At 47.1% G+C, this 17,683-nt stretch carries 16 protein-coding genes; 2 read left to right on the plus strand and 14 right to left on the minus strand.

Annotation, left to right across the window (positions count from 1 at the left end; all coding sequences use genetic code 11):
* The 11 genes from AC0MA3_RS22970 to AC0MA3_RS23020 form a co-directional block, all read right to left on the minus strand.
* Window positions 1-1,814 (minus strand): stalk domain-containing protein (locus AC0MA3_RS22970; protein WP_474657945.1); only part of this gene is annotated, 1,814 nt, incomplete at its 3' end.
* Window positions 1,815-2,400: 586 nt separating this feature from the next.
* Complete coding sequence (locus AC0MA3_RS22975; protein ID WP_474657946.1) at window positions 2,401-3,522, minus strand: PTS transporter subunit EIIC; 1,122 nt, start codon at window positions 3,520-3,522, stop codon at window positions 2,401-2,403.
* 118 nt (window positions 3,523-3,640) lie between these two features.
* Window positions 3,641-5,197: an ABC-F family ATP-binding cassette domain-containing protein gene (locus AC0MA3_RS22980; RefSeq protein ID WP_474657947.1), complete on the minus strand. Its 1,557-nt coding sequence runs from the start codon at window positions 5,195-5,197 to the stop codon at window positions 3,641-3,643.
* 97 nt (window positions 5,198-5,294) lie between these two features.
* The gene (locus AC0MA3_RS22985) at window positions 5,295-5,765 is read right to left on the minus strand and encodes an NUDIX hydrolase (RefSeq protein ID WP_474657948.1); all 471 of its coding nucleotides are present in this window, start codon (window positions 5,763-5,765) and stop codon (window positions 5,295-5,297) included.
* Between the two features lie 116 nt (window positions 5,766-5,881).
* Window positions 5,882-7,102 carry an NAD(P)/FAD-dependent oxidoreductase gene (locus AC0MA3_RS22990; protein WP_474657949.1) on the minus strand — a complete coding sequence of 407 codons (1,221 nt, stop codon included), beginning with the start codon at window positions 7,100-7,102 and terminating at the stop codon, window positions 5,882-5,884.
* Window positions 7,103-7,182: 80 nt separating this feature from the next.
* Entirely contained in the window at window positions 7,183-7,692 is a 510-nt protein-coding gene (locus AC0MA3_RS22995) for a DNA topology modulation protein (RefSeq protein ID WP_474657950.1), read from the minus strand.
* Window positions 7,693-7,717: 25 nt separating this feature from the next.
* Window positions 7,718-9,196, minus strand: a complete 1,479-nt coding sequence (locus tag AC0MA3_RS23000; RefSeq protein ID WP_474657951.1) for a protein adenylyltransferase SelO — start codon at window positions 9,194-9,196, stop codon at window positions 7,718-7,720.
* A 114-nt stretch (window positions 9,197-9,310) separates the two neighbouring features.
* Window positions 9,311-9,814 (minus strand): hypothetical protein, encoded by a 504-nt coding sequence (locus AC0MA3_RS23005; RefSeq protein ID WP_474657952.1) that lies wholly within the window; start codon window positions 9,812-9,814, stop codon window positions 9,311-9,313.
* Window positions 9,815-9,919: 105 nt separating this feature from the next.
* A complete protein-coding gene (locus AC0MA3_RS23010; RefSeq protein ID WP_474657953.1) occupies window positions 9,920-10,846 on the minus strand; it encodes an NAD(P)-dependent alcohol dehydrogenase in 927 nt (308 codons plus the stop codon).
* A 110-nt stretch (window positions 10,847-10,956) separates the two neighbouring features.
* The gene (locus AC0MA3_RS23015) at window positions 10,957-13,689 is read right to left on the minus strand and encodes a winged helix-turn-helix domain-containing protein (RefSeq protein ID WP_474657954.1); all 2,733 of its coding nucleotides are present in this window, start codon (window positions 13,687-13,689) and stop codon (window positions 10,957-10,959) included.
* A gap of 30 nt (window positions 13,690-13,719) precedes the next feature.
* Window positions 13,720-14,022 (minus strand): Dabb family protein, encoded by a 303-nt coding sequence (locus AC0MA3_RS23020; protein ID WP_474657955.1) that lies wholly within the window; start codon window positions 14,020-14,022, stop codon window positions 13,720-13,722.
* Window positions 14,023-14,192: 170 nt separating this feature from the next.
* Here AC0MA3_RS23020 and AC0MA3_RS23025 point away from each other — a divergent pair, with 170 nt between their 5' ends.
* Entirely contained in the window at window positions 14,193-15,041 is an 849-nt protein-coding gene (locus AC0MA3_RS23025) for a helix-turn-helix transcriptional regulator (protein ID WP_474657956.1), read from the plus strand.
* On the opposite strand, the gene AC0MA3_RS23030 is transcribed toward AC0MA3_RS23025, so the two are convergent.
* The 3 genes from AC0MA3_RS23030 to AC0MA3_RS23040 all read right to left on the minus strand — a co-directional run bounded on the left by AC0MA3_RS23030 (window position 15,034) and on the right by AC0MA3_RS23040 (window position 17,071).
* Window positions 15,034-15,903: an aldo/keto reductase gene (locus AC0MA3_RS23030; protein WP_474657957.1), complete on the minus strand. Its 870-nt coding sequence runs from the start codon at window positions 15,901-15,903 to the stop codon at window positions 15,034-15,036. The genes AC0MA3_RS23025 and AC0MA3_RS23030 overlap by 8 nt on opposite strands.
* Before the next feature lie 96 nt (window positions 15,904-15,999).
* Window positions 16,000-16,416, minus strand: a complete 417-nt coding sequence (locus AC0MA3_RS23035) for an RrF2 family transcriptional regulator (RefSeq protein WP_474657958.1) — start codon at window positions 16,414-16,416, stop codon at window positions 16,000-16,002.
* A 97-nt stretch (window positions 16,417-16,513) separates the two neighbouring features.
* Window positions 16,514-17,071 (minus strand): isochorismatase family protein, encoded by a 558-nt coding sequence (locus AC0MA3_RS23040; protein ID WP_474657959.1) that lies wholly within the window; start codon window positions 17,069-17,071, stop codon window positions 16,514-16,516.
* A gap of 129 nt (window positions 17,072-17,200) precedes the next feature.
* On the opposite strand from AC0MA3_RS23040, the gene AC0MA3_RS23045 reads away from it, so the two are divergent.
* Entirely contained in the window at window positions 17,201-17,641 is a 441-nt protein-coding gene (locus tag AC0MA3_RS23045) for a DUF6376 family protein (protein WP_474657960.1), read from the plus strand.
* Window positions 17,642-17,683 lie beyond the last annotated feature (42 nt).

Here is a 17,683-nt window from a genome sequence, read left to right on the forward strand (position 1 = left end):
GCTTTCACCGTGTAGCTGTATGAAGTGGATGGAGCCAGGCCCATATCGCTGTACGTTGTATTTGCTGTTGTGCCGATCAAAGTGCCGTCACGGTAAACATCATATCCCGCCACACCAACGTTGTCCGTTGAAGCCGTCCAGCTGAGATTCACCTCGCTCATGGAAGAAGCCGTAGCGCTCAAGCCTGACGGTGCAGTCGGGGCTTGTGTGTCTGGCGAAGTCAACGTCGTTGCACTAGCCGCATTACTTGCTGCTGATGTATTCCCTGCTCCATCCTTGGCTTTCACCGTGTAGCTGTATGAAGTGGATGGAGTCAATCCCATATCGCTATACGAAGTTGATGCTGTTGTGCCAATCAAAGTGCCGTCACGGTAGATTTCATATCCCGTCACACCAACGTTATCCGTTGAAGCCGACCAGTTAAGATTCACCTCGCTGGTGGAGGAAGCCGTGGCCATCAAGCCTGCCGGTATGGTCGGAGCTTGGGTATCTATAATCACAGGTTCCGTAGACGGCGGCTGTACACCTTTATCAATCGTCGCAGGAAGGTCCGTGGATGGTGTTTGTGCAATTTGAGTCAAAATAGCCCCTGCTTGCTGCATAAGGAGGTATATATTTAATCTGGTGTTATATATTTGCTCCTTGATATATGCAATTTGATTGAGTTCTTGAATTGCACTTGCGGTGTTGTTACTTTCGATTGCACTGTCTACAGCTTCCCAGCCGGAGATCCGTTCTTCTTGCAGTGCATGCTCCTTGTCCCAAAGGATTCTCAGCTGTGCTTCCAGTGAAGCCACGGGTTCGAATGCTGACCGGATATGATTTTCGGTGTTATCGACCTGGGTAACTATGTCCTTTATTGAATTCTGATTGGCTTTCATCAAACCAATAATCGGAGATAACCGCGCTTTAACTTGTTCAATTTGCGCATAAGTCAGCTTATCCGAGTCATACCTCTCTTTTGACGTGAGGAAGTAATATTCCTGAAACAACGCGCTGTTTGTCTCATAAAGTACATGGTTTTGATCATGAACTGCCTTGATCCGCAGCAGATCCGTATAATTAACATTGCTAAATAAGGCATTCATCAGGCGCATATTTTGATTATTCTGCATGTTCATATTGTTGTACAAGATTTCTTCGTGCTGCTGCATATTTTGGAACCGGCTATACCAATCTTCAACAGTAAGGGAATCTGTACTCTCTGCGGGAATCTCAGCTGAAATGTTATTACTGATTGTAATAATTGCTGTTCCACTACCATTAGAAATGTAGTTCACTCTTTTGTGCATCTGCTCCGCGATAAACCGGAGAGGAACGAGTATATGCCCCTGGATATTCTTGGCAGGAACATCCATTTTGACAGGGATACCATTAACGACCGCTTTGTCAGAGTTCTGGTTAATAATAATTGTGGTATCAGGAAGGATGATTTTGACGAAAAATCTACTAGATTCCCTTTTCCAAGCGACTTGGGCACCCAGACTTTCGGACAATTTCCTTATCGGCAAAAGTGTATGCCCATCTAGAATCATAGGCTTAACCTCTTCTTTACCATTGTTGAAGCTCATTTTTCTGCCATTCATGAACACAAAAATCCCGGATTTGTTCATATCGTAGAGCATAATGAGCTCTTGATAGACATCCTTCTGCCCAGGCATCAATTGGATTGTTTTCTCCAGCATGTTAATCGCATCTTTCGGTTTGCCATTCATTTCGTATGCGATGCCCAACCTGTACATGTTATAAGCAGTAGGGGTGTTAGCCGCAGCAAGTTCGAGTTCGCTCAGATAACCGTCGGCTTCCGTTGTCAATTGTTCCTTAATATCATCTGCTGTAGGGAAAGTCTTGAATCCAAAGTTGAGGTTGAGAGCAGAGGACATATCTAAATTTGTGTAACTTTCATGTTGTCGAATGAACTGGATCATCGGAACTAAATCGCTGGCATCGCCAAAGGCAGGTGAGACATTGTATAAAAAAAACGAACAGGAAATAAGGGTTGACACGGTTTTTATAATCGGTTTTTTCAGAAAATTCAACTCCGTTTCAAAATGTAAAACAGAAATATATATGGATTATGTATGTATGTGAAAAGCATATTTGATCCTGATATCATATGGAAATATTCACACTCCATATTATCGGTGATATAGGAGAAGATTCTATAGGTCTTAATTTCCTAAAATTTCTCAATAAAAGTCCTCAAAAACACCCCAGTTATAGCTAAAAAGACTAGTGTTCTAAACCAACTGTTGAAATGAATGGCCTATTAGTATAATAAGTCTGTCAATCCTATATTTTTCTTCGAGGATTAGAGTGGAATCGATGGGAAAGACAAAAAAGATGACTCCCGAACAATCCAGAAGTCATCTCTTAGTATAATCTAGTTTCTTCTTCCCTTTACTTCACTTGTGCATCCACCACAGGCTCAGCCTCCAGCTTTACGAGCAGCGTCGCAATCAGAGCAATCAGAAATCCAGTTGTGCAGGCGATCAGGAAACCGCCGAACCCGTCACCCAAGTAAGCAGGTAAAGTCGCCAGTCCCGCAAAAGCAAATGAGATCGCCGACGCTCCAAACATCCCCGACAATCCGCCGCCGATGGCTCCAGCACAGCAAACAATGATCATCGGCTTGCGCAAGGGCAGATTCACACCGAACATCGCGGGCTCAGTCACTCCGAACAAGGCCGAAATGGATGCGGATAAGCTCAAGGTTTTGAACTTCTTGTCTTTAGCTTTGATGAAAACTGCGAGCGCCGCACCAGCCTGCGCGAAGGAGGCCGGACCCATCAGCGCCAAGAGGGTATCCGAACCATTGAGGGTGATATTATTGATTGCCAGCGGTACCAGACTCCAGTGCAGACCGAAGATGACCATCGGCTGAATGATTGCGCCAATCACTATTCCCGCCCCTATCGGACTGAGATTATACACAAACTTGTACCCTTGAGCGAGCGCGTCCCCAGCAAGTGTGCCCATCGGCCCGAACAACAGCAGCGCTGCGGATGAGACCACAATAATAGAAATCAAAGGTGTAAAGAATTCCCGGATGATCTCAGGCAACACTTTACCGCAAATTCGCTCCACATAGACCAGCAAACCTACTGCGAGAATGATTGGAATCGCGCTAGCCGGATAGTTGACTGGAGTAATGCCCACGCCGAGAAACCTTATCGTCTCATGGTCAGCAAACAATGTGGTCAGACTCGGGTACAACAGCACCCCGGCAATCACGACAGCAGTAAATGGGTTGGCCCCGAACTTACGGGCTGCTGTATACGCCAGAAGAATAGGAAGATAGTAGAACAGGCTGTCCGCCATCGCGTTCAGCACAATATACGTTCCTTCCGTTTTACTGAGAATGTCCAGTGCTGCCGCGCCAGCCAATAACCCTTTCATAATGCCCGCCGCGCTCAGAATATTGACAATCGGAAGAAAGATTCCCGAGATACCGTCCACAATGATATTGACTATACTCTTTTTGGGCTGCTTTACAGACGTTGACTGATTATGTACTTCCATACGTGCCCCTCCACATCCAATCCAGTAGAGCCCAATACAAATGACCCGCAAGAGTGTCACTTTTTTCAAAGCTTCCATCTTACGGGTCATCATTCAGACTCGTATTATTCCAGGCTGTTTAAAATACTTTCGTCGTCCACGATTCGCAGTTCCAAGTATCCGTCACGATATCGCGGTAAAATTCGGGTTCATGAGATATCAGTAAAATGCTGCCTTTATACGCTTTGAGTGCACGCTGCAGCTCGTCCTTCGCATCCACATCGAGATGGTTGGTCGGCTCATCCAGTACAAGCAGATTCGTCTCACGGTTGATCAGCTTGCACAAGCGGACTTTGGCTTTCTCGCCGCCGCTTAAGACTGCGATTTTGCTCTCAATATGATTGGTAGTCAGACCACATTTGGCAAGCGCTGCCCGGATTTCAAACTGGGTGTAAGACGGGAACTCGGTCCAAATCTCTTCAATACAGGTGTTGTAGTTCGTTCCCTTAATTTCTTGTTCGAAATAGCCGATTTCCAGCAGATCGCCAAGTCTGGCCGAACCTGAAATCGCCGGGATCTGGCCGAGAATGCTTCGCAGTAAGGTTGTCTTACCGATTCCGTTCGCTCCGACGAGGGCGATCTTCTGTCCCCGCTCCATTTGGAGGTTCAGAGGTCTCGACAACGGAGAATCGTACCCGATCACCAGTTCCTTGGTTTCGAATATCAGTTTGCCGGAAGTACGCGCATCCTTGAAGTTGAACTGCGGTTTCGGTTTTTCTCTGGCGAGTTCGATAACGTCCATCTTATCCAGCTTTTTCTGCCGGGACATCGCCATATTCCGTGTAGCCACACTGGCCTTGTTCCGCGCAACGAAGTCCTTCAGATCCGCAATCTCCTGCTGCTGACGTTTGAACGCAGATTCAAGCTGAGATTTTTTCGCCTCGTACACTTGCTGGAAATACTCGTAATCCCCCACATAACGTGTCAACGACTGATTTTCCATATGGTAGATCAGGTTGATTACACTATTCAGGAACGGAATGTCATGTGATATCAAAATAAAGGCATTCTCATATTCCTGCAAATACCGCTTCAGCCACACAATATGCTGCTCGTCCAGATAGTTCGTAGGCTCATCCAGCAGCAAAATGTCCGGTTTCTCCAGCAGCAGCTTGGCCAACAGCACCTTGGTCCGCTGTCCACCGCTGAGATCATGAACGTCCTTATCCAAACCGATATCCGTCAATCCCAGCCCGCGGGCGGTTTCGTCGATTTTGGCGTCGATCATATAGAAATCCTGGCTTGTCAGCGTGTCCTGAATCGTTCCGACATCCTCCAGCATTTGCTCCAGTTCCTCCGCAGACACCTCGCCCATTCTGCCGTACATGTCATTCATCTCTTGTTCCATATCGAAGAGATATTGAAAGGCCCCGCGTAAAACATCGCGAATCGATTGCCCCTTCGTCAGTACTGCGTGCTGGTCCAGATAGCCGGCCCGCATGCGTTTCGCCCATTCGACTTTCCCTTCGTCCGGCTGAAGCTTGCCTGTGATGATGTTCATGAAGGTGGATTTACCTTCACCATTGGCACCAATCAGACCAATATGTTCGCCTTTTAGCAGGCGGAAGGATACATCGGTAAAAATTGCGCGGTCGCCGAATCCGTGACTCAGCTTTTCTACATTTAATATGCTCATGTAATTAACACCTTTTCCTTTATACTGTACTCTTGTCATATTATAAAGGCTAAAGCGGCACAACTCCAGACAGGTTTTTAAAAATCATAATTTTTTATTATCTGAAATCCGGACCTTCAACAATATCCCTGCCAAATACTTTTTTCTTAAAATCCAGGTTATTATATTCAACTAGAAATGGCTCTTTATAATGTAGACAATATTCAATTTGTTCTCTGAAACTCTTCCAGGTTATCTTTTGGAGTGCCTCATCAATGGAATAATACCTAACCTCCAGGCTTTCATCCGATGTTCTAAACTCTCCTCCGACGGGCTTCCCTATAAATAAGTTATTACATACCGATTCCTTAACATTCTGAAAAAAACCACAAAATTTAATAATCTCGACATCTATACCCGTCTCTTCTTTCGTTTCCCGTACGGCTGCAGCAGACAGTGATTCTCCCTCTTCCACTCTACCACCTGGAATTTCCCACCCGCGTTCGGGTCCATATTTCAGCAGTATTTCGTTACGATCATTCATCACAACTACAGCAGCAGTCACTGTATGCTTCGGAGAACTCTCCATTTCATCACTCCTTATTCATCAATTTGTCCATATCACGAACACCCAATAATATTCAAACCAAAAAGCCTCTGCAAGGCGCTAGCAGAAGCTTCTAAATGCTTATTGATCTGTCAATTCTACATGAGGAGCGGCCGGTCCTGCAAATACAATTCCATATCAGGACTATGTCCTTTGACAATTTCGCTAACGATAATCTTCGCCAACAGTTGGCTGTACACCGTTCCGTTGTCACCGTAAGCAAGCAGGAAATAGCTGTTCGGGTAATCATCGTATTTTCCGACGATCGGCAGACCGTCCACAATCCCTCCGTAAAATGCTGTGGAATAGAAGGCAGGTTCAACCTTGATACTGGGAAACATCCGGTTAAAATCCTCAATCAGCTTATCCTTCTTATGCATCAGCTTGCTGTCCCGATCCTCCGGATACGTTGTATTGTCATCCAGACCACCGATAATAATCCGGTTATCTGCAGTGCTGCGGATGTATAAGTAGGGGCGCGCCGTCTCCCAGAGTAGGGTTCGGTTATACCAGGTAGAGAAATCCGCTACAGGCTCAGTGGTGACCGTATAGGTGCTCACGAAGGAAGCCTGCTTTTCTTTTCGGATATCCATATTCTCATAGCCAGCTGCAAAAATGACATAGCGGGCCCTAAGTTCATACCCGGTTTTCGTGTGTATGATCATACGCTGCTGTTCCCTATCGTAATGGTGGCCGTTCATCTCCGTATGCTCATACACAGCAACTCCCCGCTGCTTCGAATACTGAAATAATGCATGGGTGAACTTGTATGGATTCAGTTCGCCATCATTGTAGGAATAGATAGCGGCATCCCGGCTGAACGGATATTTCGCTTCAATGTCATTCTTCGTCCAAAAATCCAGTTCTATGCCATGCCGCTTGATAAAAGCGTATTCGCTGTGCAGACGATCTACATCCTCGGAACAGCTGGCAGCATAAAGTGTATCTCTCCGGAAGAATTCACAATCGATATCGGCACGCTGCGAAGCTAGTTCGATCTCGTCGATTGCCTCCTTAAGCAATTTCAGATGCCGTCCGATATACGCCTCACCAAAGGTGTGGGCCAGGGAAGTGAACATTTTTTCACCTGAATATTGAATGATAGCGGTGTTCGTACTGGTGCTCCCGCTGCCAATTATCCCTTTTTCCACAACTACTGCCGTAAGCCCGCTGTCAGCTAAGTAATACGCGCACTGCGCTGCGGAGCTTCCTCCGCCGATAATAGCCACGTCACAATTAATATTCTCCTTCAAGGAGGGGTAGGACAGAGCGTCCGGGAAAGTGGTCGGCCAATAATAAGATCCGGATTGTAAGTTCATGGAATTCCCCCTGGGATAAACAGAATAAAGCCTATTGTATCCCTGTTAGCTGGAATTCATGCGGTACCTCTGTGAATATACTATCTCTCCATCAACTTGACGAACTCATCTACTTGTTTTCTAGTTTTCAAAATAACAACTTCTTGGGGAGCTTTGATCTGTTCGAGCCTCTTAACCGTATTCATGCGGCTTCTTGACCGGTAATTCCAAACCCACTTCACAAAATCCCAATCTATTTTCTCCGGACATTCTTCGTTCATATCAGGTCTAGCCTTGTTGTTGTACATTACCCGACGTTTAAATATCCGGTACATACATAGCATCCTCGGCATATCCATAAAAATGATTAGATCTGCTCTCTTGATTCTGATATCCATCGTCCTTGAATAGTTGCCGTCTATGATCCATTGATCTTCGTTAGTAAATCGCTCCACGATCTTATCCCATTCCTCATTTTCTTTCGGGACCCAGTTAGCATTCCAAAAGTAAGTATCCAAATGGATAACCGGAAGCTTAAGAATGCTGCCAAGCTTTTGGGACAGTGTGGATTTCCCCGATCCACCTGAGCCGATAACCAGTACTCTTTCCATAGTTTCTCCCCTCATCACTTGCACATCAAGTCCCGCAAAAGGTCCGGTAAGGACGTTCAGATTCCTTAGGCAATGTCGCGTAATTCGTCTGTTCAGCAGAATAGGCATACGGGTCTGACAGCACTTGAAGGAGCTTCTCCAATACTCCGTAGTTACCTTGTTGCACCGCTGCTTCCAGCGCCTCTTCTACCCTATGGTTGCGCGGAATAATTGCCGGATTGCTGCTGCGCATCAGTTGCTGGGAAGAGGCTTGGGATTCCCTTTGTCTATCCAGTCTTGCCTGCCATAACTTATGCCACTGGTCAAATCCCTCCGTATTTAACAGGCCAGTTTCTTCGGGTTTACCCAGGGTTAAGGCACGAAAAGTATTTGTATAGTCCGCACGACTCCTTTGCATCATACCCAGCAGTTCATCAATAAGGTGGATGTCCTCTTGTTCTTCATTAAAGATTCCGAGCTTCGCCCTCATTCCCGTCAGCCAGTTACGATGCTGTTGCACTGAAAAATCTGCAATGGCATTCTCGGCCAGCTTGATGGCCTCCGACTGATCCTCATGGAGCAGCGGAAGAAGGGTTTCCGCAAATCTCGCCAGATTCCAAGCCGCAATACGGGGCTGATTGCCAAACGCATAACGGCCCTGAAGATCAATGGAACTAAATACGGTATTCGGGTCATACACATCCAGAAAGGCACAGGGGCCATAATCAATGGTTTCGCCGCTAAGGGCCATGTTGTCCGTGTTCATCACGCCATGAATAAAGCCGACAAGCTCCCACTTGGCAATCAAATCTGCCTGACGCCTGATCACTTCCTGAAGCAGGATAAGATAGCGGTTACCGCTACCGGTGTCAGCCTTTGGATAATGTCTTTGCAAAGTGTAATCAGCGAGCACCCGGAGATCTTCGGTATTGCCTCTAGCAGCAACATATTGAAAGGTCCCAACGCGTAAATGACTGGCCGCCACACGGGTCAGAATGGCTCCTGGCTGTTCCGTGTCCCGGATTAAGGACTCCCCGGTTGATACTACCGCCAGACTTCGGGTCGTAGGAATACCCAGCGCATGGATCGCTTCGCTGATAATGTATTCCCTCAGCATCGGTCCAAGCGCCGCCCGCCCATCTCCTCCTCTGGAATATGGCGTTCTGCCTGATCCCTTAAATTGAATGTCAAATCTCTCACCGAGCGGATTGATCTGTTCACCAATAAGCACTGCCCGTCCGTCTCCTAGTATGTTGAAATGCCCAAATTGATGTCCTGCGTAGGCTTGAGCAAGAGGTATAGCACCTTCAGGAACCTCATTACCAGCTAGAACCGCTATCCCTTCATCGGTGCGCAGATCCGGTCCGTTTAATCCTAAAGAAATTGCCAAAGGATCATTCAGAATAACCAGCTCCGGTAAGCGGACTGGTGTGGGCTTCTGTATAGTAAACAAAGATTTCGGCAGACTGGCGTAACTATTATCGAAGTTCCACCCTGGATTCGAACTTTCTTTTCTCTCCGTCATGTTGCCTCCTTGTTGTCCTGTTGTTATGCTGCGTTTTCCATTTATTGTACACGATTGCTCCATTATTATCCTCTCCAGACTCATGAGTTACACCACTTTTCTTATCTGGAGACCTTAATCTATGGCTCCAAGCGCCCACTTGTTGAGATCTGACAAGACGAAATAGTAGTAGGCATTGGGTTCATGGACCCCTGAATCATCTTTCACTTGACCTCTGACTTCTACAACTATCCTGCCTGCATTGTCCTTCAAAATGGTGCCAACCTTATCAAAGCGGTACTCCTTCCCCAATAAATACATAAATGCATTGGCTGTTTGTTGATCAACGAAAGCACTGCGAAAAAGTTGTTCATTTTTTTCTGCTAAGCCCTCAAGAGTACTTTGTAGCGAATGTTTGATTTCATCATTAAATAAGGGATTTTCCACCACATCTAAATCTATAAAAACCCCCGTTTCAAAAGCGTTCTTGGGACTTACTGTAGGTGAAATAGTGGCTAGAGGGGTAGAAGTGCTGTCCGCTGGAACATTGGGTGAAGTAGTATTGGGTTCATTGCTCGTACAGCCTGACAAGATTAAAGCAAGCCATACTATGGATACATAGGGTATAAGTCTTTTCATTTATTAGTCTCCGTTTTCCATATTTTTTTTATAGATAAAGCCGATCACCTCCAGATGAAGGGACCGGCTCTGATGTAGTCTTGTTTGAATAAAATGCTGTATGGTTTAGTGATCGCTGCCTTGCCTCACTCTGATGACAACACTGCCCTTCTTATGCCCTTGTTCCACATATCGGTGAGCCTCTGCCGTTTGTTCTAATGTATAGTACCTGTCGATCACCGATTTAATCTTCCCCGTTTCCATGAGTTCTTTGAGGAATTGCAGATCTTGAATGCGGACCTTAGCCATCCCCTGCCCGTCTACTGTAACGTATTCTCCGTTTGGCTTCAGTGCTTTTTTGCAGCTGGATTTGGGAAGTTTGCCGACGGCATCGAAGATGATATCGTACCTCTCGCCTTTAGTTGTAATATCTTCTTTCGTATAATCAATCACCTGATCCGCGCCCAAGGAATATACCCATTCCAGATTTGCGGTACTGCATACCCCGGCAACCTCTGCCCCAAAGTGCTTTGCAAGCTGTAACGCAAATGACCCTACAGTACCCGAAGCCCCATAGATCAGAACTTTTTGTCCTCTTTGAATGCCCGCTTTTCTAAGAAAATACAATGCGGTGGTTCCCCCATAAAGCGCTGCGGCAGCTTCCTCAAAGGTCATATTGGCCGGTTTGATGCTTACCATTCCATCTTCAGGCAGACAGGCATATTCTGCATGGGCGCCAAAGTGCATCCCCGTCAACGCAAAAACCTGGTCGCCTTGCTTAAACCGCTTCACTTCATGGCCTACCGCTTCCACTTCACCGGATAACTCTACACCCAAAACAGGTTTTCTGGGTTTGCTCAGACCTAAAACGAGCCGCATAGGCAGCCATAACAAGACAGGACTCTTAAAAGTCCGTACTCGAATGTCCCCTGCGGTTACAGTTGAAGCATGAACCTTGATCAGCAGCTCTTTGCCCTTGGGCACAGGCCTCTCCAACTCCATAAGGCGCAGTGTTTCTGGTGATCCGTATTTGGAACATACTACAGCTTTCATGAGCTTCCCCCCGGGTATCGATTTGCAATAAGTATAGCTTCGGCGGGGTGGAATCAGGTAGATACTTAAGTATGGTTTTAGCAAAAACTGCGGTAGTACTGTTGAAGTTATCACAATAAGCCTAGCGTGCGGGCCCGGGCAACTGCCTCTGTGCGACGTGAGACCTGAAGTTTGTCAAAGATATTCCGGTTATACCCCTTAACGGTACTAAGTGCCAGAAATAGCCGCTCACCTATCTCTTTATTCGAGAGACCTTGTTCTATGAGATGCAATATTTGGAGTTCACGCCCGCTCAGCGTCTCGACAATGGTTGGGGCAGGCTGAGCCAGATGCTGAATCGATTTCAAATGGCTATGTTGCAGTTTCTCTGCTTCAAATGCAGCCAGCAGCTTCCCCCGATAATCCAGCAGTTCCCCACGCACCTCAGCTTCACGCAGCAGCCTTTCGACCAGCGGCCCTTCGTCTACAAAAGCACGGATGAAGCCGCCAGGCTGGGCCATTGTCATAGATTCGATTAATGCTTGCATCGCAGCAGACTTATCTCCGCACTTGTAAAGGACTGCTGCATATAGAATCATTCCCCTGAGCTGTTCGTCCGGGCGACCCTTGACGGCTGCTTGCCTAAGCAGGGGCTCCAGCAACGCTAACACGGCAGAAGTATCACCGCGTGCCATGTTGACCTTAGCCTGCCAGAGTGGAATCCCGTGCTGCTCAGCAAGTAAAGCTGCTGCATCCAGACTCCCTTGATGAAGCATAACCGATACTTGCACAGCAGCAATCTGCGGAATCTGTATCCAAAAATGTTCCTGGCGGGCGAAAAGCTCTGCTTGCGCTAAAATAGTAGCCGCCGCGCCCACCTCTCCACGTGCAAGCTTCAGCTTCGCGAGCAGCACCTCCCCTGCCACACCCCGGTCCAAATCTTCAAACTGCTGCGCAAGCTTGACGCTTAATTGGGTGTGAAAGATGGCATCATCCCACTGATTCCATTCATAATAGATCCGCGCTAATCCCAGATGCGCTTCACATGCGGCCGGCAGTGGCGGTTCCCCTGCCCATTCCAGCACACCAAGATAACTCTCAGCCGCAGCCGGCAACAGGTTCTCTGCTTCCTGAATGTTTCCGAGACCAAGGGTTGCCATGATTGTGATCATCACATGCCCGATCCTCTTGCTGATCGATAAGGCTTCGGCATAAGCTGTAACGGCTAAACCGCGATCCCCTTGAAGCTGATAGGCATAACCCAGTGACCACGTTGCCGCTGCGCGCACCGGCAGATTGTCAGGATGCAGATATTCCAAAGCACGGCGCGATTCGTTCAATATGGGTTCAGCCTGGTGTTTGCTTACAGCGAGCGTAGCACGTATGGAGGCAATGTGTCCTGTAAGATCACGGGTCCTCTCGTTCTGTATAATATCTTGCAGCGCCTGTTCGGCAGCTTGAAGCATCTGTTCTATACCCGATATCCGACCCTTCATGAGGAGTGCTGAAGCATACATCACCCACAAGGAGGGCCTTGCGTCCAGAATCGCCCCCGGCAAGGATTGCAGCCAGTTCAGTACAGGAGTTACCGCTCCCCGGAAATGCAGCGGCATTCCCTCTCCTTCCATCAACCGGGCAGTGCGTTCCATATCCCCCGCAGCAGCTGAATGGTGGAAAGCTTCAAGTTCAAAACCATTGTCCTCATACCATCTGCTGGCCCGTATATGTAATTCAGTAGCGGTCATCTTCCCTTCCCCTGTTAACGGAGGAAAGCCTTGAGACAGCCGTTCCCGCAGCAAATCCGCAAAGAGATGGTGATAACGGTACCAGCGTCTTTCGTTGTCTAAAGGGACAAGGAACAAATTCGCATGTTCAAGATATTCCAAGGTACATTGTCCGGAGGAAAGCCGTGATCCTCCGCATTCTTCACCAAGAACAGCATCACACAGCGGACCGCACATCCGGCTCAGGACCGATGTGAACAGTAAAAAGGCTTGAATGCTCTCGGACTGTTGCTGCAGCACTTCATCTAACAGATAATCCAGAACAAACTTGTGGCGCCCTGAGAACGACTGGATGAAACCTGTGGCATCACTGCGTCCCTGTAAGGAGAGCGCGGCTAATTGCAGGCCAGCTATCCAGCCCTCTGTGCGGGATTCAAGGAGCATAACATCTTCAGCGGAAAGCGTCAGCCCCATGACCTGGTCCAGAAATTCAGCAGCTTCTGAGGCGTTAAAACGCAGGTCTGCAGCATGAAGTTCAGTCAATTGATGCCGCACACGTAGCCTGGAGAGCGGCAAAACCGGATCCTGGCGTGTGGAGATGACCAGATGCATCTGCGGCGGCAGGTGCTCAATTAGAAAAGCAACGGCTTCATTGACCGTCTTCGAATCAATCAGATGATAATCGTCAAGGACAAGAATGGAAGGTTCAGAGGTAGAAGTGATTTCATTCAGAAGTGTGGTCAGCAAGGATTCGATTGGCGGGGGATGAGGGGATTGAAGCGCAGCAAACACACCCTCTCCGATGTTCACGCCGATAGTCCGGCAAGCGGCACACAGATACGTGAGGAAGCTTGCAGGATCATTATCCCCAGCATCCAGCGACAGCCATCCAGCTCTGCGTCCGCAGACGGAGAGCCATGCACTGGCGAGTGTCGTTTTACCATAACCGGCAGAGGCGGAGAGAACAGTCAGCTTGCCTTGCAAACTCTCGTTAAGCCGCTCCAGCAGTCGCTGGCGGACAACAATTTTTGACCTGGTCGGGGTGATATACAGCTTGGTAGATACAATAGATATTGTCATAGCAAGATTATAATGATTATAATCCTGAAGCGTCAACAAAGCAGCTTGTTCCGGGATCAACTTGATAGTCTGCGAGGCCTCATCCTCCGTTCAATGGAACGGGTAATCCACAACAATAACACTTTCAATCGAACTGCCTGCGTTTTGCAGAAATTGCTGATGCAGCGGATGGTGTAAATAGTTCTGGCTTGCCTGCTTGTCTTCGAAAGTAATCCGGATCCCCACAGTAAATCCATTCTTATGCTCAACTTCCTCCGTTACATTGATGCCAGCGGTCAGTTCAATAATACCGGGAATCGAGGTTTTAAAAGAGTTCACGGTCTGGATGATTTCTTCTTGCTTCTCTTCAGTGCCGCTGTTATTGAATTTAAAAAGAACGATATGCTCGTACATGATGAACCCTCCATTAGAGTATTGGATATTATCTTGGTCTTCATTGCTTCTTCTCTATAGATGACATAAGCTATTGTATAAAGTACTCCCCGGGTTAGTAAGAGATTTGATTATCCTGGGATTGTCAGTCCCACTCTCCTTGTGAAATTCATGTGAAAGGGAAGAATGATATGTCTACACCCCAATTGGATCGATATCAGGAATTAGCCCGATTCTTGCGTATTCGCAGAGAACGGATTCGGCCTGATCAAGTCGGATTGCCATATAACGGACGCAGACGCACTCCCGGGCTTCGCCGTGGAGAAGTCGCAATGCTAGCGGAAGTAGGATTGGATTGGTACACCTATCTGGAACAGGGCCGGCACATTAATGCATCCCCTGAAGTGCTTGAGCGATTGTCCAACGTTCTCATGCTGGATGCCTCCGAACGCAAACATTTGTTTTCCCTGGCACGTAGGGAGCTGCCCCTTGAGCTACCTTTTGACGCCTCCCTTGTCAGCCCGTCGCTTCAAGGTTTCCTGGATAGTCTCGATACTTCTCCTGCCAGTATCATGGATACCCGAATGAACATCGTCGCATGGAATTCCGCATACTGTGCCATTAATGGTGACTTATCCTCCATGTCTGAACGGGAACGGAATTTCGTATGGATGACCTTTACCTCCCCGCAATTCCGGTACCTCAAAGGCGATCAATGGGAACTGCACGCCCGCCGAATCGCTGCTCAATTCCATGCCGGTTATGCCCGTTATGCAGACGATCCCTGGTGGTCTGAGCAGTACGAGGCTTTATCCAAGGCCAGTCCCGAGTTCCGGGAATTCTGGGAGACTCATGACATAAGGGATGCCATTGACAGCCACAAAGCGCTGAGATGTCCTAATCTCGGGATGCTGAATTTCGACTTGGTCTCTTTCCAGTCCCTGGATAATCCAAACCTGACTGTGTCCATTCACGTTCCGCAACAGGACGGCACCATTGCAAAAATGGAGCAGCTTATGAATAAAGGTAGCTTTATTTAAGAAATAGTTTCATCAGACGATTATAGATTGGGTTAATCATATACCCCGTTGGATTCATAGAATAGCGTTTGCCTGTATTCAGCTGGCTGATTATTTCCATATTGCCGCTGGTCAGGCTAAAGTCAAAGATCTCACTGTTTTCCATGATTCTTTTGGGATTGGAGGACTTGGGAATAAGGATTACTCCCCGTTCCAGGTGCCAGCGTAAAATGACCTGAGCCACCGTTTTATGATGCTGATCAGCGATCTTTTTTAATTCCGGATGTTGGAGAAGTGTCTGGTTGCCTTGTCCTAGCGGGGCCCAGGCCTCGTGCAGGATCTGATGCTCCTTAAGATAATTATGCAGCTCCAGTTGCGGAAACTCCGGATGGGTCTCAATCTGATTGATCATTGGCGGGATTGTGCTGTGTTTCATTAAACACTCCAGATGCTGAATCTCAAAATTTGCCACCCCAATGACTTTGATCTTCCCCGCTTCATATAATTCCTCCATCGCTTTCCACGTCTCTATATAGTTGGGTGATGCGAAATGGATTAGATACATATCCAGGTAATCTACACCCAGCTTTTGAATGGTTCGTTCAAAGGCCTTCCTGGTCTCTTTATACCCATGATCTGTGTTCCATACTTTGGAGGTGATGAAAAATTGCTCACGCGGCAGTTGTCTGTTCCGGATCGCTATGCCTAAAGCTTCCTCGTTCCCGTAAATTCTGGCGGTATCAAAATGCCGGTAGCCTATCCGAATAGCCTCGCTGATTGCTATCCTGAACTCATCCTCCTTCGTTATTTTATACACTCCAAACCCTAATTGCGGGATTGCGACGCCATTGCTTGCTCTCACTACTGTTGATTCTAAATTCATATGAATGCTCCTTTTCGCTAATTAACAATTATAATATACGTAATATTCTTTATATATTTTATATATAGTTAAATCAAAAAAAATAGGTTAACTTTATTAAGTTAATAAATCCGTTAACCTTACTTTTTTTAATTGATTCTGCATCGCTATCTCTGCAGCCTCCAGACTGTCTGAGATTTTTTGTTTCACTTCATCCACTTCTTTTCCTTGCAGGGTTACATCTGTGTGGAGTTTGAACAAGGCTTTTCCAGGCTCTACGGCCAGAAAAACATCCAATATCGTGATCTCGGATAACGGTCTTGCCAGCAGGATACCGCCTTTAGCCCCTTCTTTGGCAATCGTCAGTTTGGCATTATTCAGGTTGCGGATGACTTTCACCGTGGTTGGTACTGGAATATTGAGCTGCTCGGAAATCACTTTGGTGGATAAAAAATTAGCACAGTTTTCCTCCGATATACCATGTATATAGACTAATATGGAGATCCCTTGTGATAAGGCTGTCGAGTATGACAATTGTATTCACCCTAACTTTTGTTTTCTGAATATACTATATATCTTTTAGATTTAGATTTCAAGCAGCACTCTCAGAGTGCCGCCAGCATGTATACCCCTATCTGTACGAGTCATGTGTTGGACGAAACAGATCTTCTTCCGAGCCTCTGACCATCGAAAAGTGTTCCACATTGTAGTGCCCATGCAGTGTACGGTTATGATGCTTGATGATTTGCTCGGCATTCAGTACTTCGCTGTCTGTTGTAGAGTGTCCATCTCCGACCAGGGTGACATCCAGCTTATTGACGGTAGCCATCCGTACTGCCGTATCGATACAGTGCTGTGTCTTACAGCCCATAATCACTACATGCTCCACCTGTTGTTCTTGCAGATATGGCAGAAGTCCTGTCCCGTGAAAAGCATTCGTTGCCTGCTTATCAAACACTTTAGCATCTACAGGCATATGAATTTCATTGTGCACCTGAAAACCTGCGCCTTTTCCTTCAGCTACATCGAGATCCCTGACAAACACCGCTTCTACGCCAGTCTCTTTGGCCTTATTAATCATTTTATTGATCGTTAGAATAAGCTGATCTTTATTCCATACTGCACTTTCCTCCTGGTTCCCGTCCATTAATTCCTGCTGCGCATCGATGATCAACAACACTTGGTTCAATGAAATTACCCCTTTCTTTGCTAGGCTGGGAGACTCCTCCAAGTCGTCACGTTCGCAACCTGGAGTAATCCTTCCCGTATTACCTTCAGTATACTTGGCACATACAATAACTCAAGAGGAGTGAAGCAAATGCGGAAATACGGAATAAGTCTGCTGCTTTTCATTTTGCTGGTTGTTCCAGGTTGCGGGTTTGCAGAAAAGGTAGGGAACAGCGTCAATTTCGCCACCGATACAGCTTCATATATGCAGACCTTAACAGCGTTCGGGCAGGAAATGGATACGCTGGCCGCTGCCGCTGCCTCAGATCCGCAGGCGAAGCAGGCATTGACCGATAGACTCCTTGCGCTCAAGGAACAGATCGTCCAGTATGCTGATCTTCAGGTTCCCGAATATGCAGCAGACCTGCATCAATCTATTGTGGGGTATAACGAAACGCTACAGAAAGGTCTGGATCAGGCCATCACCAACCTCGAGGAAGGCAAGGCCGCCTTTGAATCAACAGACATTCCTGAGACCATTAACCAAATCAATGAGTTATTAGACCAGCTCACCCAGTTGATCCCGCAATAACCATACGAAACGAATAAGCGCTCAAAGCATAGCTCTTATGCT

It is taken from the genome of Paenibacillus sp. LS-5 (assembly GCF_056121505.1).

Coding starts and splice junctions, on each gene's coding strand:
- AC0MA3_RS23030 (WP_474657957.1), bottom strand. CDS start 15,903: ATGAATTTAGAATCAACAGTAGTGAGAGCAAGCAATGGCGTCGCAATC.
- AC0MA3_RS23010 (WP_474657953.1), bottom strand. CDS start 10,846: ATGAAAGCTGTAGTATGTTCCAAATACGGATCACCAGAAACACTGCGC.
- AC0MA3_RS22995 (WP_474657950.1), bottom strand. CDS start 7,692: ATGGAAAGAGTACTGGTTATCGGCTCAGGTGGATCGGGGAAATCCACA.
- AC0MA3_RS22980 (WP_474657947.1), bottom strand. CDS start 5,197: ATGAGCATATTAAATGTAGAAAAGCTGAGTCACGGATTCGGCGACCGC.
- AC0MA3_RS23000 (WP_474657951.1), bottom strand. CDS start 9,196: ATGACGGAGAGAAAAGAAAGTTCGAATCCAGGGTGGAACTTCGATAAT.
- AC0MA3_RS23045 (WP_474657960.1), top strand. CDS start 17,201: ATGCGGAAATACGGAATAAGTCTGCTGCTTTTCATTTTGCTGGTTGTT.
- AC0MA3_RS22975 (WP_474657946.1), bottom strand. CDS start 3,522: ATGGAAGTACATAATCAGTCAACGTCTGTAAAGCAGCCCAAAAAGAGT.
- AC0MA3_RS23025 (WP_474657956.1), top strand. CDS start 14,193: ATGTCTACACCCCAATTGGATCGATATCAGGAATTAGCCCGATTCTTG.
- AC0MA3_RS22990 (WP_474657949.1), bottom strand. CDS start 7,102: ATGAACTTACAATCCGGATCTTATTATTGGCCGACCACTTTCCCGGAC.
- AC0MA3_RS23020 (WP_474657955.1), bottom strand. CDS start 14,022: ATGTACGAGCATATCGTTCTTTTTAAATTCAATAACAGCGGCACTGAA.
- AC0MA3_RS22985 (WP_474657948.1), bottom strand. CDS start 5,765: ATGGAGAGTTCTCCGAAGCATACAGTGACTGCTGCTGTAGTTGTGATG.
- AC0MA3_RS23005 (WP_474657952.1), bottom strand. CDS start 9,814: ATGAAAAGACTTATACCCTATGTATCCATAGTATGGCTTGCTTTAATC.